General features: G+C 67.1%; 11 protein-coding genes. 4 read left to right on the top strand and 7 right to left on the bottom strand.

Features of this window, described 5'->3' with window-relative positions; translation table 11 throughout:
- Nucleotides 1-36: 36 nt before the first annotated feature.
- From B8V81_RS11585 to B8V81_RS11570, 4 genes are all read right to left on the bottom strand, one after another.
- Nucleotides 37-765 (bottom strand): ABC transporter permease, encoded by a 729-nt coding sequence (locus B8V81_RS11585; RefSeq protein WP_101808410.1) that lies wholly within the window; start codon nt 763-765, stop codon nt 37-39.
- Between the two features lie 288 nt (nt 766-1053).
- Entirely contained in the window at nt 1054-1770 is a 717-nt protein-coding gene (locus tag B8V81_RS11580) for an ABC transporter permease (protein ID WP_244912753.1), read from the bottom strand.
- Nucleotides 1770-2729 carry an ABC transporter ATP-binding protein gene (locus B8V81_RS11575; RefSeq protein ID WP_240479037.1) on the bottom strand — a complete coding sequence of 320 codons (960 nt, stop codon included), beginning with the start codon at nt 2727-2729 and terminating at the stop codon, nt 1770-1772. The genes B8V81_RS11580 and B8V81_RS11575 overlap by 1 nt, the downstream gene beginning before the upstream one ends.
- An 80-nt stretch (nt 2730-2809) precedes the next feature.
- Nucleotides 2810-4570 (bottom strand): glycoside hydrolase family 2 protein, encoded by a 1761-nt coding sequence (locus B8V81_RS11570; protein ID WP_180968431.1) that lies wholly within the window; start codon nt 4568-4570, stop codon nt 2810-2812.
- Nucleotides 4571-5031: 461 nt separating this feature from the next.
- Here B8V81_RS11570 and B8V81_RS11565 point away from each other — a divergent pair, with 461 nt between their 5' ends.
- Complete coding sequence (locus B8V81_RS11565) at nt 5032-7509, top strand: family 43 glycosylhydrolase (protein WP_101808409.1); 2478 nt, start codon at nt 5032-5034, stop codon at nt 7507-7509.
- Nucleotides 7510-7718: 209 nt separating this feature from the next.
- On the opposite strand, the gene B8V81_RS11560 is transcribed toward B8V81_RS11565, so the two are convergent.
- The 3 genes from B8V81_RS11560 to B8V81_RS11550 form a co-directional block, all read right to left on the bottom strand.
- Nucleotides 7719-9170 carry a HAMP domain-containing sensor histidine kinase gene (locus B8V81_RS11560; RefSeq protein WP_101808408.1) on the bottom strand — a complete coding sequence of 484 codons (1452 nt, stop codon included), beginning with the start codon at nt 9168-9170 and terminating at the stop codon, nt 7719-7721.
- The gene (locus B8V81_RS11555) at nt 9167-9850 is read right to left on the bottom strand and encodes a response regulator transcription factor (protein ID WP_028599396.1); all 684 of its coding nucleotides are present in this window, start codon (nt 9848-9850) and stop codon (nt 9167-9169) included. Before B8V81_RS11555 ends, B8V81_RS11560 begins: the two co-directional genes overlap by 4 nt.
- Before the next feature lie 253 nt (nt 9851-10103).
- Nucleotides 10104-15593: an S-layer homology domain-containing protein gene (locus B8V81_RS11550; protein WP_101808407.1), complete on the bottom strand. Its 5490-nt coding sequence runs from the start codon at nt 15591-15593 to the stop codon at nt 10104-10106.
- Between the two features lie 600 nt (nt 15594-16193).
- Here B8V81_RS11550 and B8V81_RS11545 point away from each other — a divergent pair.
- The 3 genes from B8V81_RS11545 (at nt 16194) to B8V81_RS11530 (ending at nt 20419) form a co-directional block, all read left to right on the top strand.
- Complete coding sequence (locus B8V81_RS11545; protein ID WP_180968430.1) at nt 16194-17780, top strand: CAP domain-containing protein; 1587 nt, start codon at nt 16194-16196, stop codon at nt 17778-17780.
- Nucleotides 17781-18136: 356 nt separating this feature from the next.
- Nucleotides 18137-19135: a TRM11 family SAM-dependent methyltransferase gene (locus B8V81_RS11535; RefSeq protein ID WP_101808404.1), complete on the top strand. Its 999-nt coding sequence runs from the start codon at nt 18137-18139 to the stop codon at nt 19133-19135.
- Between the two features lie 237 nt (nt 19136-19372).
- Nucleotides 19373-20419, top strand: coding sequence for a hypothetical protein (locus B8V81_RS11530; protein ID WP_101808403.1), 1047 nt, complete (start codon nt 19373-19375; stop codon nt 20417-20419).
- Nucleotides 20420-20442 lie beyond the last annotated feature (23 nt).

Below are 20442 nucleotides of genomic sequence, written 5' to 3'. Positions count from 1 at the left end.
CGTGTCGGCCGCCGCGCCCCCAGCCGACCCGGCCCGCTACACCGCCCGCCGGCGGAAATGCAGCCAGCCGGCGGCAAGGAACAAGGCGAAGCTGCCGCCGATGACGAGGAACAGCGACTCGGCGGGGACGTTGAATGCGCCGAAGCCTTCCTCCGATCGCGGCATCATCGCGAGCAGCGGCTGTGCCCACGGGTACCAGGGGGCGAACCGCTCGGAGTTTACGACGAGCATGTTGGGCAGCGTGAACACGGTGCCCAGCACGAGCGGAGCCGCGAAGCTGGACCACGCGAACGAAGCCCACAGCTGCAGCGCTGCTAGCGGCAGGCAGGCGACCCAGCCGCCGAGCAGCGCCCGGCCGAGCTCGGCCCACGGCACGCCGCCGTCCATGCCTCGCAGCAGGCCGCCGGCGAGCAGCGCCGCTCCGAGCAGCTGCTGCAGCAAGGCGACAAGCCCGGCCAGCGCGGCCAGCTTGGACAAATAGACCGCGCCTGGGCGAACCGGCAGCGCGAGCAGCTGCTTCCAGCCGCCCGAGGCATGCTCGAAGCGGCACAGCAGCGCCGCAAAGATGCCAACGAGCAGCGGCAGGAACATCAGTCCGTGCACATTGGCGCTGATGATGTACGCCTCCATCCAGCCCGCTCCGCCGATCGCCTCCAGCGGGGCTTTCCAGGCGACGGCGAAGGCGATCAGCGGGCTGACCGGCAGCAGCAGCCAGACGATGGAGCGGCGCAGCTTGAGCCATTCGGCCGACAGCAGTCTCCTCATGACGGCTCACGCCCCTCTCCCGTCCATTCGGCCGACAGCAGTCTCCTCATGACGGCTCACGCCCCTCTCCCGTCCATTCGGCCGACAGCAGTCTCCTCATGACGGCTCACGCCCCTCTCCCGTCCATTCGGCCGACAGCAATCTCCTCATGACGGCACGCCCCTCTCCCGTCCATTCGGCCGACAGCAGTCTTCTCATGCCGACACACGCCCCTCTCGCATCCAGTCGGCCGACAGCGGCCTTCTCCTGCCCCAACGCTGCTTTCTTCCCGACAGCAGCAGCCTCATGTCAGCTCACATCCTTCCGCGTAAAATGCATGCAGCCGACCGCGAGCAGCAGCAAGCCTCCGCCCAGCCCCGCCGCTGCCGCACGCAGCGCGGTCTCCGCCTTCAGCGCGAGCCACGGCCAGTTGTACGGAACCCAGTCCGGCAGCAGCATGCCGAACAGGCTGACGACCATGCCGAGCACCCCGATCGTCATCGGCACCGCCTGGTTGCCGATGGCGAGCGACAGCCCGATCTGCAGCGCGACGAACGGCATCGCCGCCGCATACGGCGCATACGACTGCCGCAGCAGATCGGGCCAAGGCAGCTCCTGCAGGCTGAATCCAAGCACGGCGCCAAACGCCAGCGTAAAGACGGCCAGCAGCGTGCATGACAGCAGCAGGAGCAGCAGCGTGAGCAGCGTCTTGGCCGCGAACACCTGCAGCCGCGTCAGCGGCAGCGCCAGCAGCTGCTTCCAGCCGCCTGCCGCATGCTCGACGCCCGCGGACAGCGAGGCGACGAGCGCCAACCCGATGAACAGCGCCGGCAGCATCAGGCCGGTCGTCGCTTGGAGCAGCCCGCCCCACGGATCGTCCGCGTTCTGCTTCATCAAGTAGTCATAGCGAAGCCCATAGTTGACGGCCTGCAGCAGGACGACGCCGAGCGGGCCGATGACCGCCAGCGCCAGGATCCATTTCCGCTTCAGCTTGAGCCATTCGGCCGCTATCGCCCGCGCCAGCATCAGAGGCTCCCCCCTGTGCCCGTCATCTCCAGAAACACGCTCTCCAGCGACGAGCGCTCCTCCTCGACGCGGTAGACGGCATGCCGCTCCCGCACGAGCTCCGCCACGATCGCCGCGATGTCGCGGTCGTCGCCGCCCGGCACGGTCAAGCCGCGCTCGTCGCGCCGCGCCTCCCAGCCTTGCTCGAGCAGCCGCTTCCAGGCGGCCTCCGGCTCGCTGACGGCAAGGCGGATGCGGCCGGCCGTGCGCCGCTTCAGCTGCTCGATGCGATCCTGGTACACCAGGCTGCCGCTCGTGATGATGCCGACGCGGGTCGCCATCTGCTCGACCTCGGACAGCAGGTGGCTCGACAGCAGGATCGTGACTCCGCGCTGCTGCGGCAGGCTTTTGATCAGCTCGCGGATTTCCTGGATGCCGGCCGGATCGAGGCCGTTCGTCGGCTCGTCCAGAACGAGCAGCCGCGGATGCCCGAGCAGAGCGGCGGCGATGCCGAGCCTTTGCTTCATGCCGAGCGAGTAGCCCTTCACGAGGCGGTTCGCATCCTTTTCCAGCCGCACGATGCCGAGCGCCTCCGCGATCCGCTCCTGCGGCGCGTCCAGCAGCCGGCGTACGACCTCCAGATTTTCCCGGCCCGTCAGATGGCCGTAGTACGACGGGTATTCGACGAGCGAGCCCACCTGGCGCAAAATGTCGAGCCGGTTCTTCGCCAAATCCTTGCCGAATACGGTCACGCGGCCGCGCGTCGGCTTGGCGAGGCCGAGCAGCATGCGGATGGTCGTCGTCTTGCCCGCGCCGTTCGGCCCGAGAAAGCCGTAAATGTCTCCTTCGCCGATTCGGAGCTCCACATCCCGCACGACGGCCTTGCCGCCAAGCTTCTTCGTCAGGCCGCTCGTCTCGAGCAGCCAGGGCTGGCGCCCCTCTTGGCCGAGGGGCTGGCCGATGCCATGATTCATGTCCATCACCTCTGACCTCATCGTAACGGACCGAGGTTAAATCCCGGGGAGGAAGCCGGTTAAAATACGGTTAAAACGCGAAGCCGCTACCCGAGATTGATTTCGCGGATCTTCTCCAGCGGCACCTTGGGCCGGCGGTCCTCGGTCAGCAGCCCGTTGACCTCCTGCTGCACGTCGGTGATCTGCGTATAGCAGTAGCCGACGATGTAGTCCGTCGCGCGGATCGCCTCGTGGATGCTGCGGAAGCGCTCGAGGAAGCTTTCCTCGCTGCCCGCCTGGCTGCCGTAGCCCCAGCCCTTCTCGGAGCGGAAGGCGATGCCGCCGAACTCGCTGACGATGACCGGCTGGCCCCGGTACGCATAGCCGTCCGCGAAGGCGTATTTCGACTTGTTGAAGCTGATGCCGTTGCCGACGATATCGTCCTTGGCCGCGTAGCGGCGAAGGAACTCCTCCCCGCGCTCGACGTAGTCGTGCAGCGTCAGAATATCCGATACGGTGTGCTCCCAGCCGTCGTTGGCGACGACCGGACGATGCGGATCGAACGCCTTGGTCAAGTGGTAGATCGCCTCGGTGAACTTCTGCTGGCGCTCGTCCTTGAGGATGTTCGGGACGCCCCACGACTCGTTGAACGGCACCCAGGCGACGATCGACGGGTGGTTGTACTGCTGCCGGACGACCTCCATCCACTCGCGCGTGAACCACTCCACCGCCTGGTCGCTGAACTCGAACGTGGCCGCCATCTCCGACCAGACGAGCACGCCCTTCACGTCGCACCAGTAGAGGAAGCGCGCATCCTCCACCTTCATATGCTTGCGCACGCCGTTGTAGCCCATCTCGAGCAGCTTGCCGATATCCTCGAGGATCGCCTCCTCCGACGGTGGCGTCAGATGGGTGTCCGGCCAGTAGCCCTGATCGAGGACGAGGCGCTGGTAGAGCGGCACGTTGTTGAGCAGCACCTGCCCCTTTTCGATCGAGATCTTGCGCATGCCGAAATAGGAAAGCGTGCGGTCCGCCTCGCGGCCGTCCTCGTACAGGATGAACTCTACGTCGTACAGGCTCGGATGCGCCGGCGACCAATGGCTCTGCATCCACGGGCCGCTCGCCTCGTGGACGAGATCGAGCTCCAGCTGCAGCCGCGGCCGGTCGAGGACGAGGCTCGCCTTTTTGACCGTCTGCCCCCGCAGCGTGACGATCGTCTCCAGCCGCAGCTCGCTTCCCGCACGCAGCCCCGCCACCTCGTACTCGAAGCGGACGGTGCGGGCGTCGAGATCGGGCGTCGTCTTGACCGCAGCCAGATGGGCCGGCTCGACGAACTCCATCCATACCGTCTGCCAGATGCCCGTCGTCTGCACATAGAAGCATTCGAAGCTGTCCTGCACCCAGCGCTGCTTGCCGCGCGGCTGCGTCGCGTCGAGGCTGTCCTCGACCTTGACGGTCAGCGTATTCTCCTCCCCGAAGGCGAGCCAAGGCGTGATGTCGAACTTGAACGCCGCATAGCCGCCTTCATGCTGGCCGACATAATGGCCGTTGACCCACAGCTTCGCCCGGTAGTCGACCGCCTGGAAGTGCAGCAGAGCGCGCTTGCCCTCCGCATCCGCAGGGATGTCCACCGTGCGGCTGTACCACACCTGGGCGTGATGCTCCTCGCTCCCGATGCCGCTCGCCTTGGTCTCGTAGGTGAAAGGAACCTGGATGCCGAGCTGGCCTCCAAACTGCTGCGGCCACCCGAGCCGCTCCCCCTCGTCGGCGTCGTCGAAGCCGAACCGCCATTCGCCGTTCAGGCTGATCCAGCCGTCCCGGACCAGCTGCGGCCGGGGGTAGTCCTTGATGTAGCTTTTTGTCGTCATGATCGTTTCTCGCTCTCCTTTGCCGTCCCGATGCGGAAGTGAAGAATACAACGGTTATTATGTTTTATTCCATTTTATTTGTTTCCTTTGTGACTATAGCCTCTTTATCTTCTTCATGTCAACGCTTTCTTTCGCCTCTATCGGATCGATTCACGATGGGGGCAGGCTTTCCGAGGGAGCGTCCGTCGGAAGACGGCAGGATCCAATTCCCCTGCCCGCTGCCGATTATTCCCTATAAATAGCGGCTTCAAGCACCTATCTTCCCGCTATACGGGAACGATCATCATTTATTCTATAAAATCGAAAATAGTTCTTTCGATTTTCCAGCGAATTTGCTATACTCCGGAATTGCAAGCGCTATCAAGCGGCTCTGCCGGAGGGGAGGAGATGCCGGGCGACAGGCCCGATGTCCTTGAGAAAGCAAGCTTTTGCTTTTATTCGCTCAAAGGAGATGATCGTTCATGAAATGGAAGCCTCTGCTGCTCGCCGCCGCTGCCTTCGTGCTGCTCCCTTCCGCTGCGGGAGCCTACAGCAATCCCTTCTCGCTGCCCTCCTCCTGGCATTGGGCCAACGGGGACTTCTACGGCGAGGGCGATCCGTACATCCTGAAGTTCAACGGCGTCTATTACCTCTACGTCAGCACGGTCGACGACCAGACCGGCGTAAAGGTATGGTCCTCGACCAACCTGGTCGACTGGACCTACCGCGGCCTGTGCGCGACCGACCCGCTCACGAAGGGCGCCTACGCGCCGGAGGTCGTCTACTGGAACGGCCAGTTCTACATGTACACGTCCCCGGCCGGCCACGGCCACTACGTGCTGTCGAGCCCGAGCCCGCTCGGACCGTTCACCGTGCAGACGGGCAATCTCGGCATGGGCATCGACGGCCACGTCTTCATCGACGACGACGGCCGCTGGTATTTCTACTCGACGGGAGCCGACCGGATCGACGTCCGGCCGATGAGTTCGCCGCTCTCCTTCGGCGCGCCGGTGTCCGCCGGGTTCTCGATGGCCGGCTGGACGGAGGGACCGACGACGTTCAAGCGGGGCGGAACCTACTACATGACCTATACCGGCAACCACGTCTGGAGCACCGCCTACCGCGTCGACTATGCGGCCGGCTCGAGCCCGACGACCGGCTTCGTCCCTGCCGCAGGCCAAAATCCCGTGCTCATCCGCACGGAAGGAAGCAACGTCGGCCTCGGCCACAGCTCCATGGTGAAAGGTCCCGATCTCGACTCCGACTACATGGTGTACCACAGCCACGCCTCGCAGGGCAACGCCACGTATCCCGGCCGCAAGATGAACCTCGACCGCGTCGCCTGGAACGGCGGCCGGATGACCGTGCTCGGCCCGACGGCCGGCGCCCAGCCGAATCCGGCCGGACCGACGTTCGAGGACCGGTTCGCGCGGACGGCGATCGGCTCCGGCTGGACCAACGTCGGCGGCGGGACCTGGGGCATCTACAACCAGGAGCTGATGTGGCAGGACACGATCGGCACCTCCGTCTGGCATCGCCAGGTGACGGCCGCCTCGACCGAGTCCGACTATACGGCCGAATTCCATGCCAAGCAGATGAAGATGGGCACGAGCGCCAATCCGCTGTATGGAGCGGTGTTCTCCTATACGGACGAGAACAGCTACGGCACCGCCGTGCTGAACCGCAAGCTGAACCGGCTCGAGACGAATTTCGTCGTCGGCGGCGTCTCGCAGGGCTGGCAATACTCGGCATTGCCCGCTGGATACGACTATACGAAGTGGCATCAGATCCGCGTGGAGAAGCGCGGCTCGGCCTTTTCCATCTATGTGGACGGCATGAAAAAGCAGACGCGCGCTGTCGGCGGGCTCGGCGGCGGCCGGATCGGCTACTCGACGCTCGACGCCCACGCCGACTTCGGATACACGGCGTTCAGCAACGACGTCGAGGGCAGCAGCGTCTGGAACGCCTACAAGCCGCTGCCGGGCACGATCGAGGCGGTCCATTACCGCAAGGGCGGAGAGGGCGTCGGCTACCATGACCTGACGGCCGGCAATACCGGCGGCGCCTATCGGAGCGACGGCGTCGACATCCGTTCCTCCGCGGCCGAGGGCAAGGAGGTCGTCGGCTGGAACCAGCCGGGAGAATGGCTCACGTACCGGGTCAACGTCGCCGAGACCGGCCTGTACGACGTGAGCGCCCGCATCGCCACGACATTCCCTTCCGTTGGCTTTCGCATCTGGGACGGCGCGGCCGACCTGACCGGCGTCGTGCAGTCGAGCGGCAGCGGCGACTGGGAGAAGTGGATCAACGTCGCCAAGAAGGGGCTTTACCTGACGGCGGGCTACCATGAGCTGAGGGTCGAGACGGTGCAGGGCGAGTTCGACTTCAGCAGCCTGACGTTCGAGCGGGGGCAGGCTCCGAGCGTATTTACGGACGACTTTGGCGACGGCAACGACAACGGCTGGACGCGCTTCGAGGGCGGCTGGTCGGTCGCAGGCGGGGAGCTGGCTGCGGCGGGAAGCGGCTTTGCCAAGACGGTCGTCGGCTCCTCGCTGTGGTCGGACTACTCCGTCGAGGCGGACATCAAGCTGGTCGGCACGACCGGCGACGCCGGCATCCTGACGCGGGTGAACAACCCGTCGAACGGCACCGTTCTGGCGAACAACCCGGACTATGTGCAAGGGTACTACGCCTTCCTGAAGCCGGACGGAGTCTATCTCTGCAAAATGAACTACGGCTGGCAGCAGCTCGCTTACGCGCCGCTGCCGATCGCCTCGGGAGCCTGGCAGAAGATGAAGGTGTCTGTCAGCGGGCCTGTCATCCGCGTCTACGTCGGCGACATGAACGCGCCGAAGCTGACCTACGCGGACAACAGCCCGTCCCCTTTCCTGCACGGCAAAGCCGGGCTGCGCTCGATGTACAACGAGACCCGCTTCGACAACGTCAAGGTGACGCCGTAGGGGCGAGTCCGCGCCGGTTGCCGGCGAAGGCTCGGAGCAATCCTTCTCCGTAGAAAAAAGCCCGACCGGGATTGCGTCATCCCGGTCGGGCTGTTCAGGTTTTGGAGCGCTTGAGCGTCAGCGTTGCTAGGCGCATGTCCGCAGGTTCGGCGTGGGGATGCGAAGGCCGTCTCTCTTGCGGACAGAGCCGGGCCGAGGCTCCTCCCGCCTCAGGGCTGATCTGCGCCTCGATCCGCCGAGCCGCCGGCGGCCGAGTCCGCGCCAGCCCGCTCCGCCGGCCGGATCTCCACGACCGTCCCCTCCTTCGAAGACCGGACCGTGCGGCTGAGCCCCTGCTCGCGCAGCATCAGCTCCGCGATCGCCAGCCCGAGGCCGCTGCCCTTGGCCGCGGACGGAGCGTCCATGCCGGGGCCGCGATCCTCGACGCGGAGCGTGCCGCCCGCCTCCGGCGACAGGCGCACGGCGCACCAGCCCCCGGCGGCGGCGTGGCGCAGCACGTTGAGCAGCAGGTTGTCGAGCACGCGCTCCAGCCAGCGCGGATCGGCAGTCCACCAGAGCGGCTCCTCGGGCAGATCCGACTCCAGCTCGAGGCCGGCCTGCTCGAACGCCGGGTACCAGGCGGCCAGCTGCGTGCGGACGAGCCGGGCGGCGTCGAGCCGCTCGGGACGGTACGGATATTTGCCCGCGGACAGCAGGTTGTAGGAAAAGAGGTTCTCCATCATCTCCGAGAGATAATCGAGCTTGCCCGTCATGAGCGCCAGCGACTCGCGGCCGGAAGGTCCGAGCGGCTCCTTGGCCAGCGTATGCGCATGGGCCCGCAGCACGGTGAGCGGCGTGCGCAGGTCATGGGAGAGGCGGGCGATGAGATCCCGCCGCAGCTCCTCCTCCTGCCGCTCGCGGCGGCGGGCGTCCTCGAGCTGGCGCACCATGCCGTTGAAGCTGCCCTCGAGCCGTCCGATCTCGTCGGCGCCCGACAGCTCGACCGGCTCCGGCAGGCCGCCGGCCGACGGGCGCTCCATCGCGGCCTGCAGCCGCACGAGGCGGCGGCGGATGCGCAGGAAGAACAGCATCGACACGAGCAGGAACAGGCCGAGCATGAGCAGCACGCCGCCCGCGTACACGCCGCCGCTCACGCGGTCCATCCGCTGCGAGTAGGGCAGCGTCAAATAACGCGGCACCTCCATCGCGATGAAGCCCTCCGTGCGCGAGGAGCCGACGAAGCTGACGACCGTGAAGCGGTCGCCGCTCACCGCATCCTTCATATATTCGACCGTATAGGCCGCGGACCAGACGGACGGCAAGTCCTTGCGCGCCGGCATGACGTCCCGCAGCCGGCCCTCCGCATCGACGCGAAAAATATAGGTGCGGGGGTAGCGCTCCTTCCAGGCCGCCATGCGGGCGGCCGCTTCAGCGGGACTTTCCCCGCCCATCGCGGCCGCCTCCGCCTCCCACGCAAGGCGCAGCTTCGTCGTGTCCGAATAGATCGACGGCTCGTCCCGCGGCCATAGCCAGCCGAGCGACGTCATCGTCACGACGCCGACGAGCATGAGCAGCAGCGGCAGCAGGATGATTGCCGACAGCACGATGCCGCCGTAGCGCAGGAGCAGCGACGGCCGGCGGAGTCGGCGGAGCAGGCGGCGGGGCGACGGCAGGCGGCTCACGACGGCCTCGCCCGGTAGCCGATGCCGCGCACCGTCTCGATCAGCGACGGGTTGGCGGGATCCTTTTCAATGCGCTCGCGCAAGTACCGGATATGCACCATGACCGTCTTGTCCCCCTCGAGGTAGGGCTCGCCCCATACCGACTCGTAGATCTGCTCCTTCGTCAGGATGCGTCCGGGGTGGCGCAGCAGGAAAAGCAGAATCTGCAGCTGCTTCGGCGTCAGCGCGATCTCCTCCCCGCTCTCTCCGTCGGTGACGGTCAGCTCGCGCGGGCGCACGAGCAGATGGCCGAGCCGCACCGGCTGGTCCTCGCCCTTGCCGAAGCGCCGCAGCAGCACCTCGATGCGGGCGGCCAGCTCCTCCGGATGGAACGGCTTCGTCATGTAATCGTCGGCGAAGCGCAGTCCCTGCAGCTTGTCCTCGACGGCCGAGCGGGCGGACAGCATGAGGATCGGCAGGCCGGGGCAGCCTCGCTTGAGCTTCTGTCCGACCGTGAAGCCGTCCAGTCCCGGCAGCATCACGTCGAGGATCGCCATGTCGGCCGTCTCCGCGAGCGCCTCCGCTCCTTCGCCGCTCTGCCGCCACTCCACCTCGTAGCCGCGCTCCCGCAGATCGCGCGACAGCCAGCCGCCGATTTCCGGATCGTCCTCGATGTACAGCAGCCTCGCTTTTCCGTTCATGCGCCGCCTCCTCCGCTTCTCTGTGTTCGAGCCGCTCGATGATCCTTTCATCATAGTCTTTCCCGATGGCGGCGCGGTAGTTAAATTTCGTTTAAAAGGAACAACAAAAAAACCACGGCCGCTGTCGCGTTCACCATGGTTTCGAGGGTCAAGAGGATGGGATCGGATTGTTCCAGATCAATGTGAAGCTCATGCTAGTGACAGAAATACGGCCTCCCCTGGTTAAAGGGAGGCCGTAACGGAATATCACCTTTTAGCCGCGGTTCGCCCGCAGGTCGATCAGCCCGATCAGCGCCGCGGCCGCCTGGGCGCGCGTCACCGGCTGGGCCGGAGCGAACTGGCCGCCGCCGATGCCGTTCATGAGGCCGGCGTCTTGCACGGCCGCCACGTACGGCTTCGCCCAGGCCGGAATCTTCGCCGCATCGGCGAAGTCCGGCTTGGCGCCGGCCGGCGCCTGCAGCCCGGCGGCGCGGGACAGGACGGCGGCGAGCTCGGCGCGCGTCAGCGCGCGCTGCGGCCCGAACGTGCCGTCCGCGTAGCCGCCGATGATGCCGGCCGCTGCCGCTTGGGCGGCATAGCCGCGGGCATACGCCGGAATTTTCGCCGCATCGGCGAAGCTGTCCGCGCGGCCGCCGTCCGGCCAGCCGAGGGCGCGGCCGAGCATCGTCGCCAGCTCGGCGCGGCTCACGCCGGCGTCCGGGCGGAAGCGGCCGTCCGCGTCGCCCGTCACGATGCCGAGCGCTGCCGCGCGGCCGATCGCGCCGACCGCCCAGTGGCCCGGCTCGACGTCGCTGAACTTCGGCGCAGGACTTGCGCTTGGAGCCGGGCTGGCGCTCGGCGTCGGCGACGGAGCCGCGCTCGGCGAAGGACTCGCCGTCGGGCTCGCGCTTGGCGTCGGCGTCGCGATCGGTCCCGGCCCGGTGCCCGTACCCGGCGTCGGCTCGGCGCTCGGCGTCGGTGTCGGGCTTGTCGTCGGCGTCGGGCTTGTCGTCGGCTTCGGCGTCGGCGTTGCGCCGCCCTTCGCCGCGAAGCTCCAGATGTCGGAGCGCGCATAGCCGCTATGCTCGTCGCGGGCGACGGCATACCATTGATGCAGCCCGTCCGTCAGGCCGGTCCATGCCGCGCGCGCGACAGCGCCGCTCGCGGCCTTTTGCACGGAGCCGATCGGCGTCTGCGTGTACACGCTCGCGGTCATCGAGTCGGTCGCGACCCGCTTGACCATCGGGGCCAGGTTCAGTTCGAGGCTGAACTCGTCCTTGCCAGGATGCACGTCGGCATCGTAGTAGTTGTAGTCGTCGAGATACGGCGAGTACGTCTTGATGTCCACGCGGTTCGCCGCGAGGTTGAACTGCATCAGCCGGATGTAGCCGAGGCCGCCCATCTCCGCGCCCTGGTAGTCCGCGAGCATCTGGTACACCTTGCGGTCCGGCACGCCGTCGCCGTTGTCGTCGATCTCGTCGATCTTCGTCTCGGCGTCATGGTAGTGGCCCGACAGCACGGCGAACACGTTCTTGTTCTTCGTCACGACATGCTCGTAGATCTCGTCGGCGATCGGAGCGCGGTTGCCGGAGACGAGCAGGTACTCGTGGAAGGCGAGAATCGCCTTGCGTTCCGGATATTGCTTCAGCACGCCGTCGATCCACTGGATCTGCTCCTCGCCGATGCCCCAGCCCATGTAGACGATGATGAAGTCCTGGCCGCCGGCGGAGATCAGGTCGTAGTGGCCGCGGTTGTTCTCGTAGGAGCCGCCGTAGTACGGCTTGTCCTTGAAGCGGTCCTCGCCGTAATGCTTCCCATACTCCGTATAGTCGCCGGTCTGGTGGCCGACGTCATGGTTGCCCGCCAGCACGCCGTACGGCATGCCCGCGTCGTCGAACGGCTTCATCGCCCGCTGGGCGTTGTCCCACTGCTCGGGCTTGTACGACTTGTCCACGATGTCGCCGGTATGGATGACGTACTGGATGTCCATCGCATCGCGGTTGTCCAGCACCCACTTCGTATTGCCCTCATAGATGAAAGGCCAGCTCTCGGAATAATACTGCGTATCCGACATCCAGACGAAGGAGAAGTCATAGCCCCGCCCCGAGGCGGCGGTGGCGGCAGCTCCGCCCTCCTGCCCGTCGCCGCCTGCGGCTGCCGGAGCGGCAGCGATCTCGTCCTGCACGAGCGCGTGCACGACTCCGTCCACGGCGTAGGCGCCTGCCTCCACCGAGGCGCTCAGCTCGAACGGCCCCTCGTCCGCCGGCACGTTCTGCGCCAGCCGCTCCCACTTGGCTGCGGCCGCGCTCCAGGCGTACAGCGTCACCTTGCGGCCCGCGAGCGAGCTGCCCTTCCACTCCAGACGGACCTCGTCCCGCGGCTTCACCGCCGCGTCCAGCTTGATCTCGAAGCGGTGGTACGGGAAAGCGTCCGTGGCGTCGTTCACCAGCTTGTCCCCGTCTGCCGACGCGATGCTGGCGTATTCGGCCGCCGTCAGCTCGCGCTCGCCTTCCGGCCGCAGCACCGGCGGCGGCTCGACGGCCGCCTGGCCGGCGTACGCCCGGAACGATTCCTTCCGCTCCGCGCTATGCTTGAAGCCCTCGTAGAAGCCGACGCTCAGCTCGTCGCCCGTCGGGTCGGCGACCCGCACGGCCAGCTCCGCCGAGGAGCCGGAGACGTCCGCGCCTTGCAGCGGAGCGACGAGCTCCGGCGCCAGCGGGTTCTCGTCCGGCACGAGGAAGCGGACCGTCCGCTCCGTCCGGTTGCCGGCGTTATCCTCGGCCGCGATGACGAGGACATGCTTGCCGCCGCCCAGCGCGGAGCTGGTCGCCGCATAAGGCAGCTTCACCGGCTTGCCGTCCAGCGTCGCCGCGACCGAAGCGGCCTTCACGCCGGAGAGCGCATCCGTAATCGTCGCGTCGATCGCGAATTCGCCGCGGTACGTCCGGCCTTCCTCCACGGTCGGCGCGATGACCGGAGCCGCGTTGTCCACGACGACGCTGCGGGCGAGCGACAAGCCCCCCGGACCCGTCAGGACGATCTCATGCCTGCCGTCCGCCTCCGCCGTCGTATCCCAGGCGTACGTGCGGGAGCGCAGCTGCTCGGCGAGCAGCGGGAACTTGAACTCGATCCCTTCGATCTTGCCTTTGTCGCCCATCTCCAGCACCTTGCTCCGGTCCGCATAAGCCGGATCGTAGATGATCGTGCCGTCCGCCAGGATGAGGCGCACGTTGCGCATTTGGAAGTCGTCCTTGTTTTCCTCCGTGCGGTCGTCGAACGGACCGGACTTGGATCCGACCCGGATCCAGATGCCGTTGTCGCCGGCCTTCAGCCGCTCTTGGCCGATCGGATAGAGCAGCGTGCGCCACGACGGGATCGGATCCATGAACGTATACAGAATCTCTTTGCCGATCGTCACCGCGTTCTTGAAATAGTAGTCGACGCCGCTGACGTCGAACGCCAGATAGGCGTCCTGCTCGAGCGAGGCGTACACGCCCTCCGTCACCGTCTTGCCGTCCAGCGCCAGCTGCAGCTCGCCCGGCGCATGCTGCTCCGCCGTGCCCTTGAGCGTCTGCACGCCCCGGACGAACTGGCCTTCGGCCACGTTCAGGCGCAGCGGCGACTTGTCGCGGCCATCCTTCACCGGCACGCGCACGGCCGGCAGCTCCGTCCGGTTCTGGCCGTCGGAGGCGACCGCCTTGTACTCGACGTAGCTTTTGCCGATCAGATCGGCCGCCGGGATGAGGTAGTGATAGTACGTGTCGTTGTAGTCCTGCGTCAGGTAAAAGCTCGCCCAATCGCTCTTGTCGGTGCGGTACTGGAGCCGGACGGACTTGATGCCGTTCTCGTCCTCCGCCTCGAGCCGGATGTCGAGGTCCTTGGACGCGTCCGCCTCGGCGACGCCGGTGCGGTCGAGCAGCGCCGGCGCAGCCGCGTCGTCGGCCGCATGGACCGGACGGGCGGGCAGCTGCCACGGCTCTACGCTGCCGGGGGTCGACTTGGCCGCGGCCGGGCCGAGATTCAGCATGTCCTTGCCGCCGAGCGTCGGGTAGCGGTATTGGATGCCCTTGTCCGCCTTGACGTCCGCCGCCTCATAGGAAGCGGATGCGATGTCGACATGCGCGTTCGTGCCGACGACGAGCGCGCGCGGCGAGCCGTTGGCCATGCCGGCGCTGTGCACGCGGAACAGGTTCTGCCCTTCGACGAGCGAGCTGCCGAAGTTCGCGTTGAACTGGGCGGCCGTCGCCGAGCCGTTGGCCGCATTGATGACCCACAGCACGATGGCGCTCTGCGCCGGGATCGTGACCTGCTCCGGATCGCTCGCCCAGACAACGTCGGCTTCCGGCCCTTTTTCCGGATAGCGGTAGTAGAGCTTGTAATCGCCAAAATCGAGCTCGCGATCCGTATTGTTGTAGATCTCGATGAACTCGTAGCCGTCGGAGCCGCCGATGTTCGCCGTATCCGGCGTCACCTCGGTGACGAGCAGCGGCGGCACGCGGTCGGGATCGGCCTGCGGAAGCTCGACCTGGACCGCGGCGGCAGGAGTCGTGCCCTTGACCCCGCCGTTGTCCGCCTGGATGTAGTAGTACAGCGTCTCCTCGGCGACGGCCGCCGCCGGGATGCTGCCTGCAAACGCGGTGCCGCCGCCGTCCGCGGGGCGCAGCGCCGCGCTCTTGTACACGGACTGGTTGACCGTGCGGTAATAGACGGCCGCTGTCGCCGTCTGGAGCGGCTGGCCGTCGCCGTCCGCCACCTGCGCGACGATCGGCAGCGCTTGTCCGCCCTTGGCGGACGCAGCCGGCTCATGCGCGAGGACCGGCTGGCCCGGCACGACGGGCGGCGGCGGCGCGATCAGCTGGCCCGCCTCGACCGAGCCCGGCGTCGGCACGGCCAGCACGGCGTATTTGCCCTGCTCGGCCGTGCGGGAGGCTTGGTAGTGGACGCCGAGAGTCGGGTTAGCCTTCACCTCAGTCCCCTGATAAGCCGCGATGGCCTTGTCTTCGCCGTTCGTCTTCAGGACAACAGCCCTGTTCCCTCCGTTGGCAAAGCCCGAAAAGCCGCCAGTCGGCTGCTTTGGAATAGATACGACCTGGCTTGGAGCGAGTTCGGTCCGGTAATAGGCATTGAACAGGGAAAGATCCAAGGAGCTGACGTTGTACCAGAAAACCTTCGTCTCGCCAGGGGCAAGCACCGTGCCGGCGGGGAGGGCAAACTTCAGATCCGGCGAGCTGCTGGTTGTATAGCGGTAATACAGCGCGTCCGTCACGTCCTGCGGCACCGTGCCGAGGTTATGCAACTCGAAGAACTCGTATACATCCGTTCCGGTCGTCACATCATCAGGCACGATCTCCGTCACGATGACCGGCGACAGCGAGCCGCCGTTCGGAGCCGGCGCTGCCGCCGCTTGCGGCAGCGGGCCTGCGACGGGCAGCAGGCCCGCGATCAAGCTCGCGGCGAGTCCGCCGGCGAGCCATTTGCGCCACGGCATGCGCCGCAGGCGGCGCTGCAGACCGCGCAGGCTGAGCGTCCTGTGCGGCTCAGCCTGCACGGAACGCTGTCCGTCCTGCCGGCGGCGGCCGTCGCGCATGAAGCTCTGCCCGTCCTGATGACGGCGGCCGTCCCGCATGGAGCAAGCGGCGACTGCCGCCGCCTTTTCGCCAGAAGCCTCGCCGATTCGGGAGCCGGTACCTCCGGCGGAAGCCTCCCTATTCCCTGTCATCCATCCCTGCGCCTGGAGCCCTTGGCGCCGCTCTTCCTTCGGCACGTTCCTGTTCCTCCTCTTGTCGCAGCAGGCTTGTCCATCCCGCCCGTCCGCGATCCGATGTCTCTCCATCTCGAACCCAATCTTTACTAGGCTAAAGAACTTTTGTTAGCCGGGCGTCAGAAGCAGATGGAGAAACGGTAAAAGGACGCCGCCCGTTTTTTTCGGGCTGTGGCGTCGGATTCTGGCCTCCCGGTTCCTGCAGTCCGATTTTTTCGGGTTACGGCGTCGGATTTCGGCCTCCCGGCTCCTGCAGCCCGATTTTTTCGGGTTTTGGCGTCGGATTTCGGCCTCCCGGCTCCTGCAGCCCGATTTTTTCGGGTTACGGCCTCGGATTCTGGCCTCCCGGCTCCTGCAGCCCGTTTTTTTCGGGTTACGGCGTCGGATTCTGGCCTCCCGGCTCCTGCAGCCCGTTTTTTTCGGGTTACGGCCTCGGATTTCGGCCTCCCGGCTCCTGCAGCCCGTTTTTTTCGGGCTACCGCGTTGGAACTCCCTCCGCAACCGGGACTTTTGGAGCAATTAGATCCACTCCGCACGACCTCGGCCTGTCCCGCGCGTCCAATGGACATCCATTCCCGCATCCAGAAAGGAAGATCAGATTTGATGAACCTCTTCAGCAACCTCTTCGGCCCATCCGCCACCCTCGCGGGCTCCCCGCAGAGCCAGCATCCTGTCCGCGTCGCGGCAGCCGCCCTGCTCGCCGCCTCCCTGGTCGCCGGCAGCGTCGCCGCTCCTTCGTCCGCCTCCGCGCAAGGAGCCGGCTTCGCCGATGTCCCCGCCAAGCATTGGGCCGCCGGCGACATCGCCTGGGCCGTCGCCGCCGGCTTCGCCCAAGGCGACGGCAACGGCCGCTTCCGGCCCTCGGCTGCGCTCAGCGAGCCGGAGTTCCTCGCCCTGGCGGCGCGCGCCTACGGCGCCCCGCCTGCCGCGGGCGCAGCCTCCGGCGCGGCCTGGCACGCGCCGTATTATGCCGCTGCCGCCGCCGAAGGCTGGGCAGCGTTCCATGCCGCGCAGCCGGCCGCCCGCTATACGCGGGGCGAGGCCGCGCGGCTGCTGGCCTCCGTCGCCGGGCGCTCCGGAGGCGAAGCCGACGCCGTGGCCTGGCTGCTCGCGGAAGGCATCGCGAGCGGGCGCACGGCGTCGACGGCTGCCGGCTACGAGAGCGGCAGCACGCTGACCCGCGCGGAGGCGGTCGCCCTCCTCCGCCGCATGCTCCAGGCTTACCCGGCGCAGCCGTCCGCCTCTCCGGCCCCATACGCTGCGCCTTCGGCTTCGCCTGCTCCTTCGGCCTCGCCGAAGCCATCCGCATCGCCTGCTTCGTCCGCATCGCCGTCCGCATCGCCGTCCGCCTCGCCGTCGCCTTCGGCTACGCCGGCTCCGGCGACAGCCGCGGCCGGGCCGCAGCTGCGCGGCATCCAGCTTGGCGACAGCGAAGCGTCGCTGCTGCAAGCGCTCGGAGCTCCGGACCGCAAGGCCCCCGCGCTCGAAGGCTTCACCTGGTACGTCTACAACAAGGACTACAGCCGCTACATGCAGGCTGGCGTGGCCGGCGGCAAGGTCGTCGCCCTCTATTCCGGCTCCCCAGCGTCCTACGAGGACGGCGGCGGCCTGTGGAAGACGCTTCGTCCGGGCATGAGCGCCGCCGCGCTCCAGCAGGCTTCCGGTCAGAAGATCGAAGGATCCGCCAAGACGCATAGCTTTGCTTCCGGAGGCATCCGCACGACGTTTTATCTCGATACGCTCGACGAAGGCAAGCTCGACGCCGTGCTCGTCGTTGCCGGCGCCCCTTCCGGTCCCGAGCCGGCCGCCGAGGCGCTCGCTTCCGGTTATGAGCGGCAGGTGTTCGATCTGACCAACGCCTTGCGCGCCAAGCGCGGCCTCCATGCCTTGGCCTGGGACGACACGGCGGCCCTTGCGGCCCGCAAGCATAGCGCCGACATGGCCAAGCGCGATTATTTCAGCCATACCGATCCGGACGGGATCAGCCCGTTCGACCGGATGAAGGCCGAAGGCATCCGCTACGTCGCGGCCGCCGAGAACATCGCCTACGGCTACCGTTCCGCCATCGAGGCGCATAACGGCTGGCTCAACTCTTCCGGCCACCGCAAAGCGATGCTAGCGGAAAGCTACACGAATCTCGGCGTAGGCGTCTACGACTATCGCTATACGCAGAATTTCTACAAGCCGTAAGCCTTCCCGGCCCTGCCACAGACCTTTGCCTCACGCTTGCCGCAAGCCCTCCCAGGCATTCCGAAGACCCGCCGCCCCGATGGGCCGCGGGTCTTTCCGCTTTCTCCGCTCCTTCGTCCCTCCTTTTTCACTCCTTTTTCCCTCCTTTTTCACTCCTTCATCCCTCCCTCGTCCCTCCTTCATCCCTCCGTGTTCCCAGCAACGCGCTTCCGCCCGCTCCTCCCCTCCGTCCCGCAAGTCCGCCTCCTCATCCTCCTGCGCCCCGTCCGCCGCTGGCCTCCCCTCCCCCCGGCGAGGTACAATGAAGCATCGGCGGCGAAGCGCCCCGAACGACATACGCAAAGGAAACGCCTTCTATGAATCCGACCAAATCCCGTCCCGGCAAAGACTCTGCGCCCATCGCCGGCGACTTTCTCTACGTCTATGCCTGCCACGAATCCGAGGCCGAGCTGTGCGCGCTCGAGCTCGCCTGCCTGTTCCCCGGCTTCCTCATGACGCCGGACAGCCGCGCCTTCCGCCATGCCCGCCGCCTCGATCCGAGCCGCAGCCCGTTCCTCAAGCAGCGCCTGGACATCCGCGCCGAAGCCGCCTCCGAGCCGGAGCTGCTGGAGGCGGCCGGAGCCGTCCTTTCGCCGGGAGAGCGATTGTTTCGAGCCCGCTATGTGAAAACGGGGGCGCCGGACCAGCATCCCGACCGCCGCCGCCTTGAGCTGGAACGAGCCCTCGGCCTCGCCGTCACCGGCGAGCCGGAGCTCAAGCGGCCGGATATCGTCTACGGACTCACCCGGCACGAAGGCCGCTGGCTGGCCGGCGAGCTGGCCGAGGCGGAGCCGCTCTGGCTGCGGCATCAGGACAAGCCGCGCCAATATTCCACCGCGCTGCCGACGCGCGCCGCGCGCGCCGCCGTCAACATCGCCGCTCCCGGCGAGCCGGCCGGCAGCTCGCTCGTCGATCCGTGCTGCGGCATCGGCACCGTGCTGCTGGAGGCGCTCTCGCTCGGCTTCTCCTGCCGCGGCAACGACCTCAACCCGCTCGCCGCCGTCGGAGCGCGGGAGAACCTGCGGCATTTCGGCCATGCCGAGGAGCTCGTCTCCATCGGCGACATGCGCGCGCTCGGCGGGGCCTTCGACGCCGCCGTGCTCGACATGCCGTACAATCTCTGCTCCGTCTCCCCGCCGGAGGAGCAGCTCGGCATGCTGCGCGCGCTGCGCCGGCTGTCCGGCCGCGCCGTCGTCGTCACGACCGAGCCGATCGAGGCGATCGTCCGGGAGGCCGGCTTCCGCATCGAGGCGACCGCGCGGCTGACCAAAGGGCATTTCGTCCGGCTGTTCCATCTTTGCCTCGAAGACGGTTGACAGCCTCCGCCGGCCTTGGTATAGTGATTTCACGAACATACGTACGCTCCAAGCATGCGGAAGCACCGCAGCATTGGGCTCGACTCGAGCCTTTTTGCTGCGGTGCTTTTTGCGTTGACAGACAGGCTCAGCCGCTTGCCGAGCTTGTCTTTCTCGCCAGCGAAGCTGCATCGCCGTCAGAGGACGGCGAATGCCGATTCGCCTTGCAAGGGGCGATTCCAGAGGAGGTTCTTGCCCATGCCGTTGTTTTCTGCCGTCCGTCCGAGGCGCGTCCCCGCCCGTCCGAAGCGCGTCCGCCGTCCCGTCCCGATTGCGCCCGAGCCGTCTCCGCTTCCGCTCCATGGCCCGCTTTTCTCTGCGCTTGCCGCCGGCTCTCCGCCGTCCTCTGTCGCCGCCTCGCCCGCTTCTCTTGCCGATGTCCCGGCGTCCCCGTCCGCCAAGCGCGACCCGGCCCGTACGGGCCGTCTTCGCCCGCTCCTTTCCGTTCCGCTCCTGCTGCTTCTGCTGCTCGTGCTCCCTGCCGCGCCGGCAGCCGCCTCCTCGATCGAGATCAGCCCAAGCGCGCAGGCCGCCTTCGAAAAGACCGCCGCCAAGGCTTCGCCGGAAGCGGCCAAGCGGATGAACGACCGCAGGCGGCAGTACGCCGCCCAGCTGCAGGAGCTTGACGCCGCTCGCAAGCAGGCGCAGGACGCGCATGCGGCTGCGGCCAAGCTGGCGACGGCGGTGCGCCAAGCCGCGACCGCCATCGACGACGAGGCGATCCGCGTCCAGCAGGCGCGCATCGCCAAGGCCAAGAGCGTCTATGAGCCGCTCTACGCCGGCTATACGGCGCTCGGCCAGCGCAGCCGCAGCGCCGGCAGCAAAGAGATGGCCAAGGCGCTGCGGCTGCAGGCCGATCTGATGAAAAGCGGCGTGCAGCTCGCCCGCCAGGCCGTGCGCCTGCAGGAGGATCAGCTCAAGGAGCTGCGCCGCGCCCGCTCGGCCAAAATCGCCGACGTCCGCAAGACGCTTGCCGGCCTGGAGCCGTTGAACGATACGCTGCGCGTCCGCAAGGCTTCCGCCCGCATTCCCGAGGCGGCGCTCCGGGACGCGATCAAGGACTTCTCCGCCGCCGCCCGCAAAGGCGACGCCGCGCTCGTCGAACGCGCGCTCGGCTCGATGCTCGGCAGCGGCTCGCAGCTGCTCGCTCAGTGGCGGGCGATTGTCGAGCTCGAGCGGCAGTATTCCGGCATCGCCGAGCAGGCCCGCCGCCAGCTGGCCGGCTACGGCGTCAAGGCCGGGTGAGCGGCTCGGCGGCCGCTCCGTTT

Source organism: Paenibacillus pasadenensis, from assembly GCF_002864175.1.
GTDB lineage: Bacteria > Bacillota > Bacilli > Paenibacillales > Paenibacillaceae > Paenibacillus_O > Paenibacillus_O pasadenensis.
Note: the sequence above shows the minus strand (reverse complement) of the source record. Positions and strands in the feature narration are given on the sequence as shown.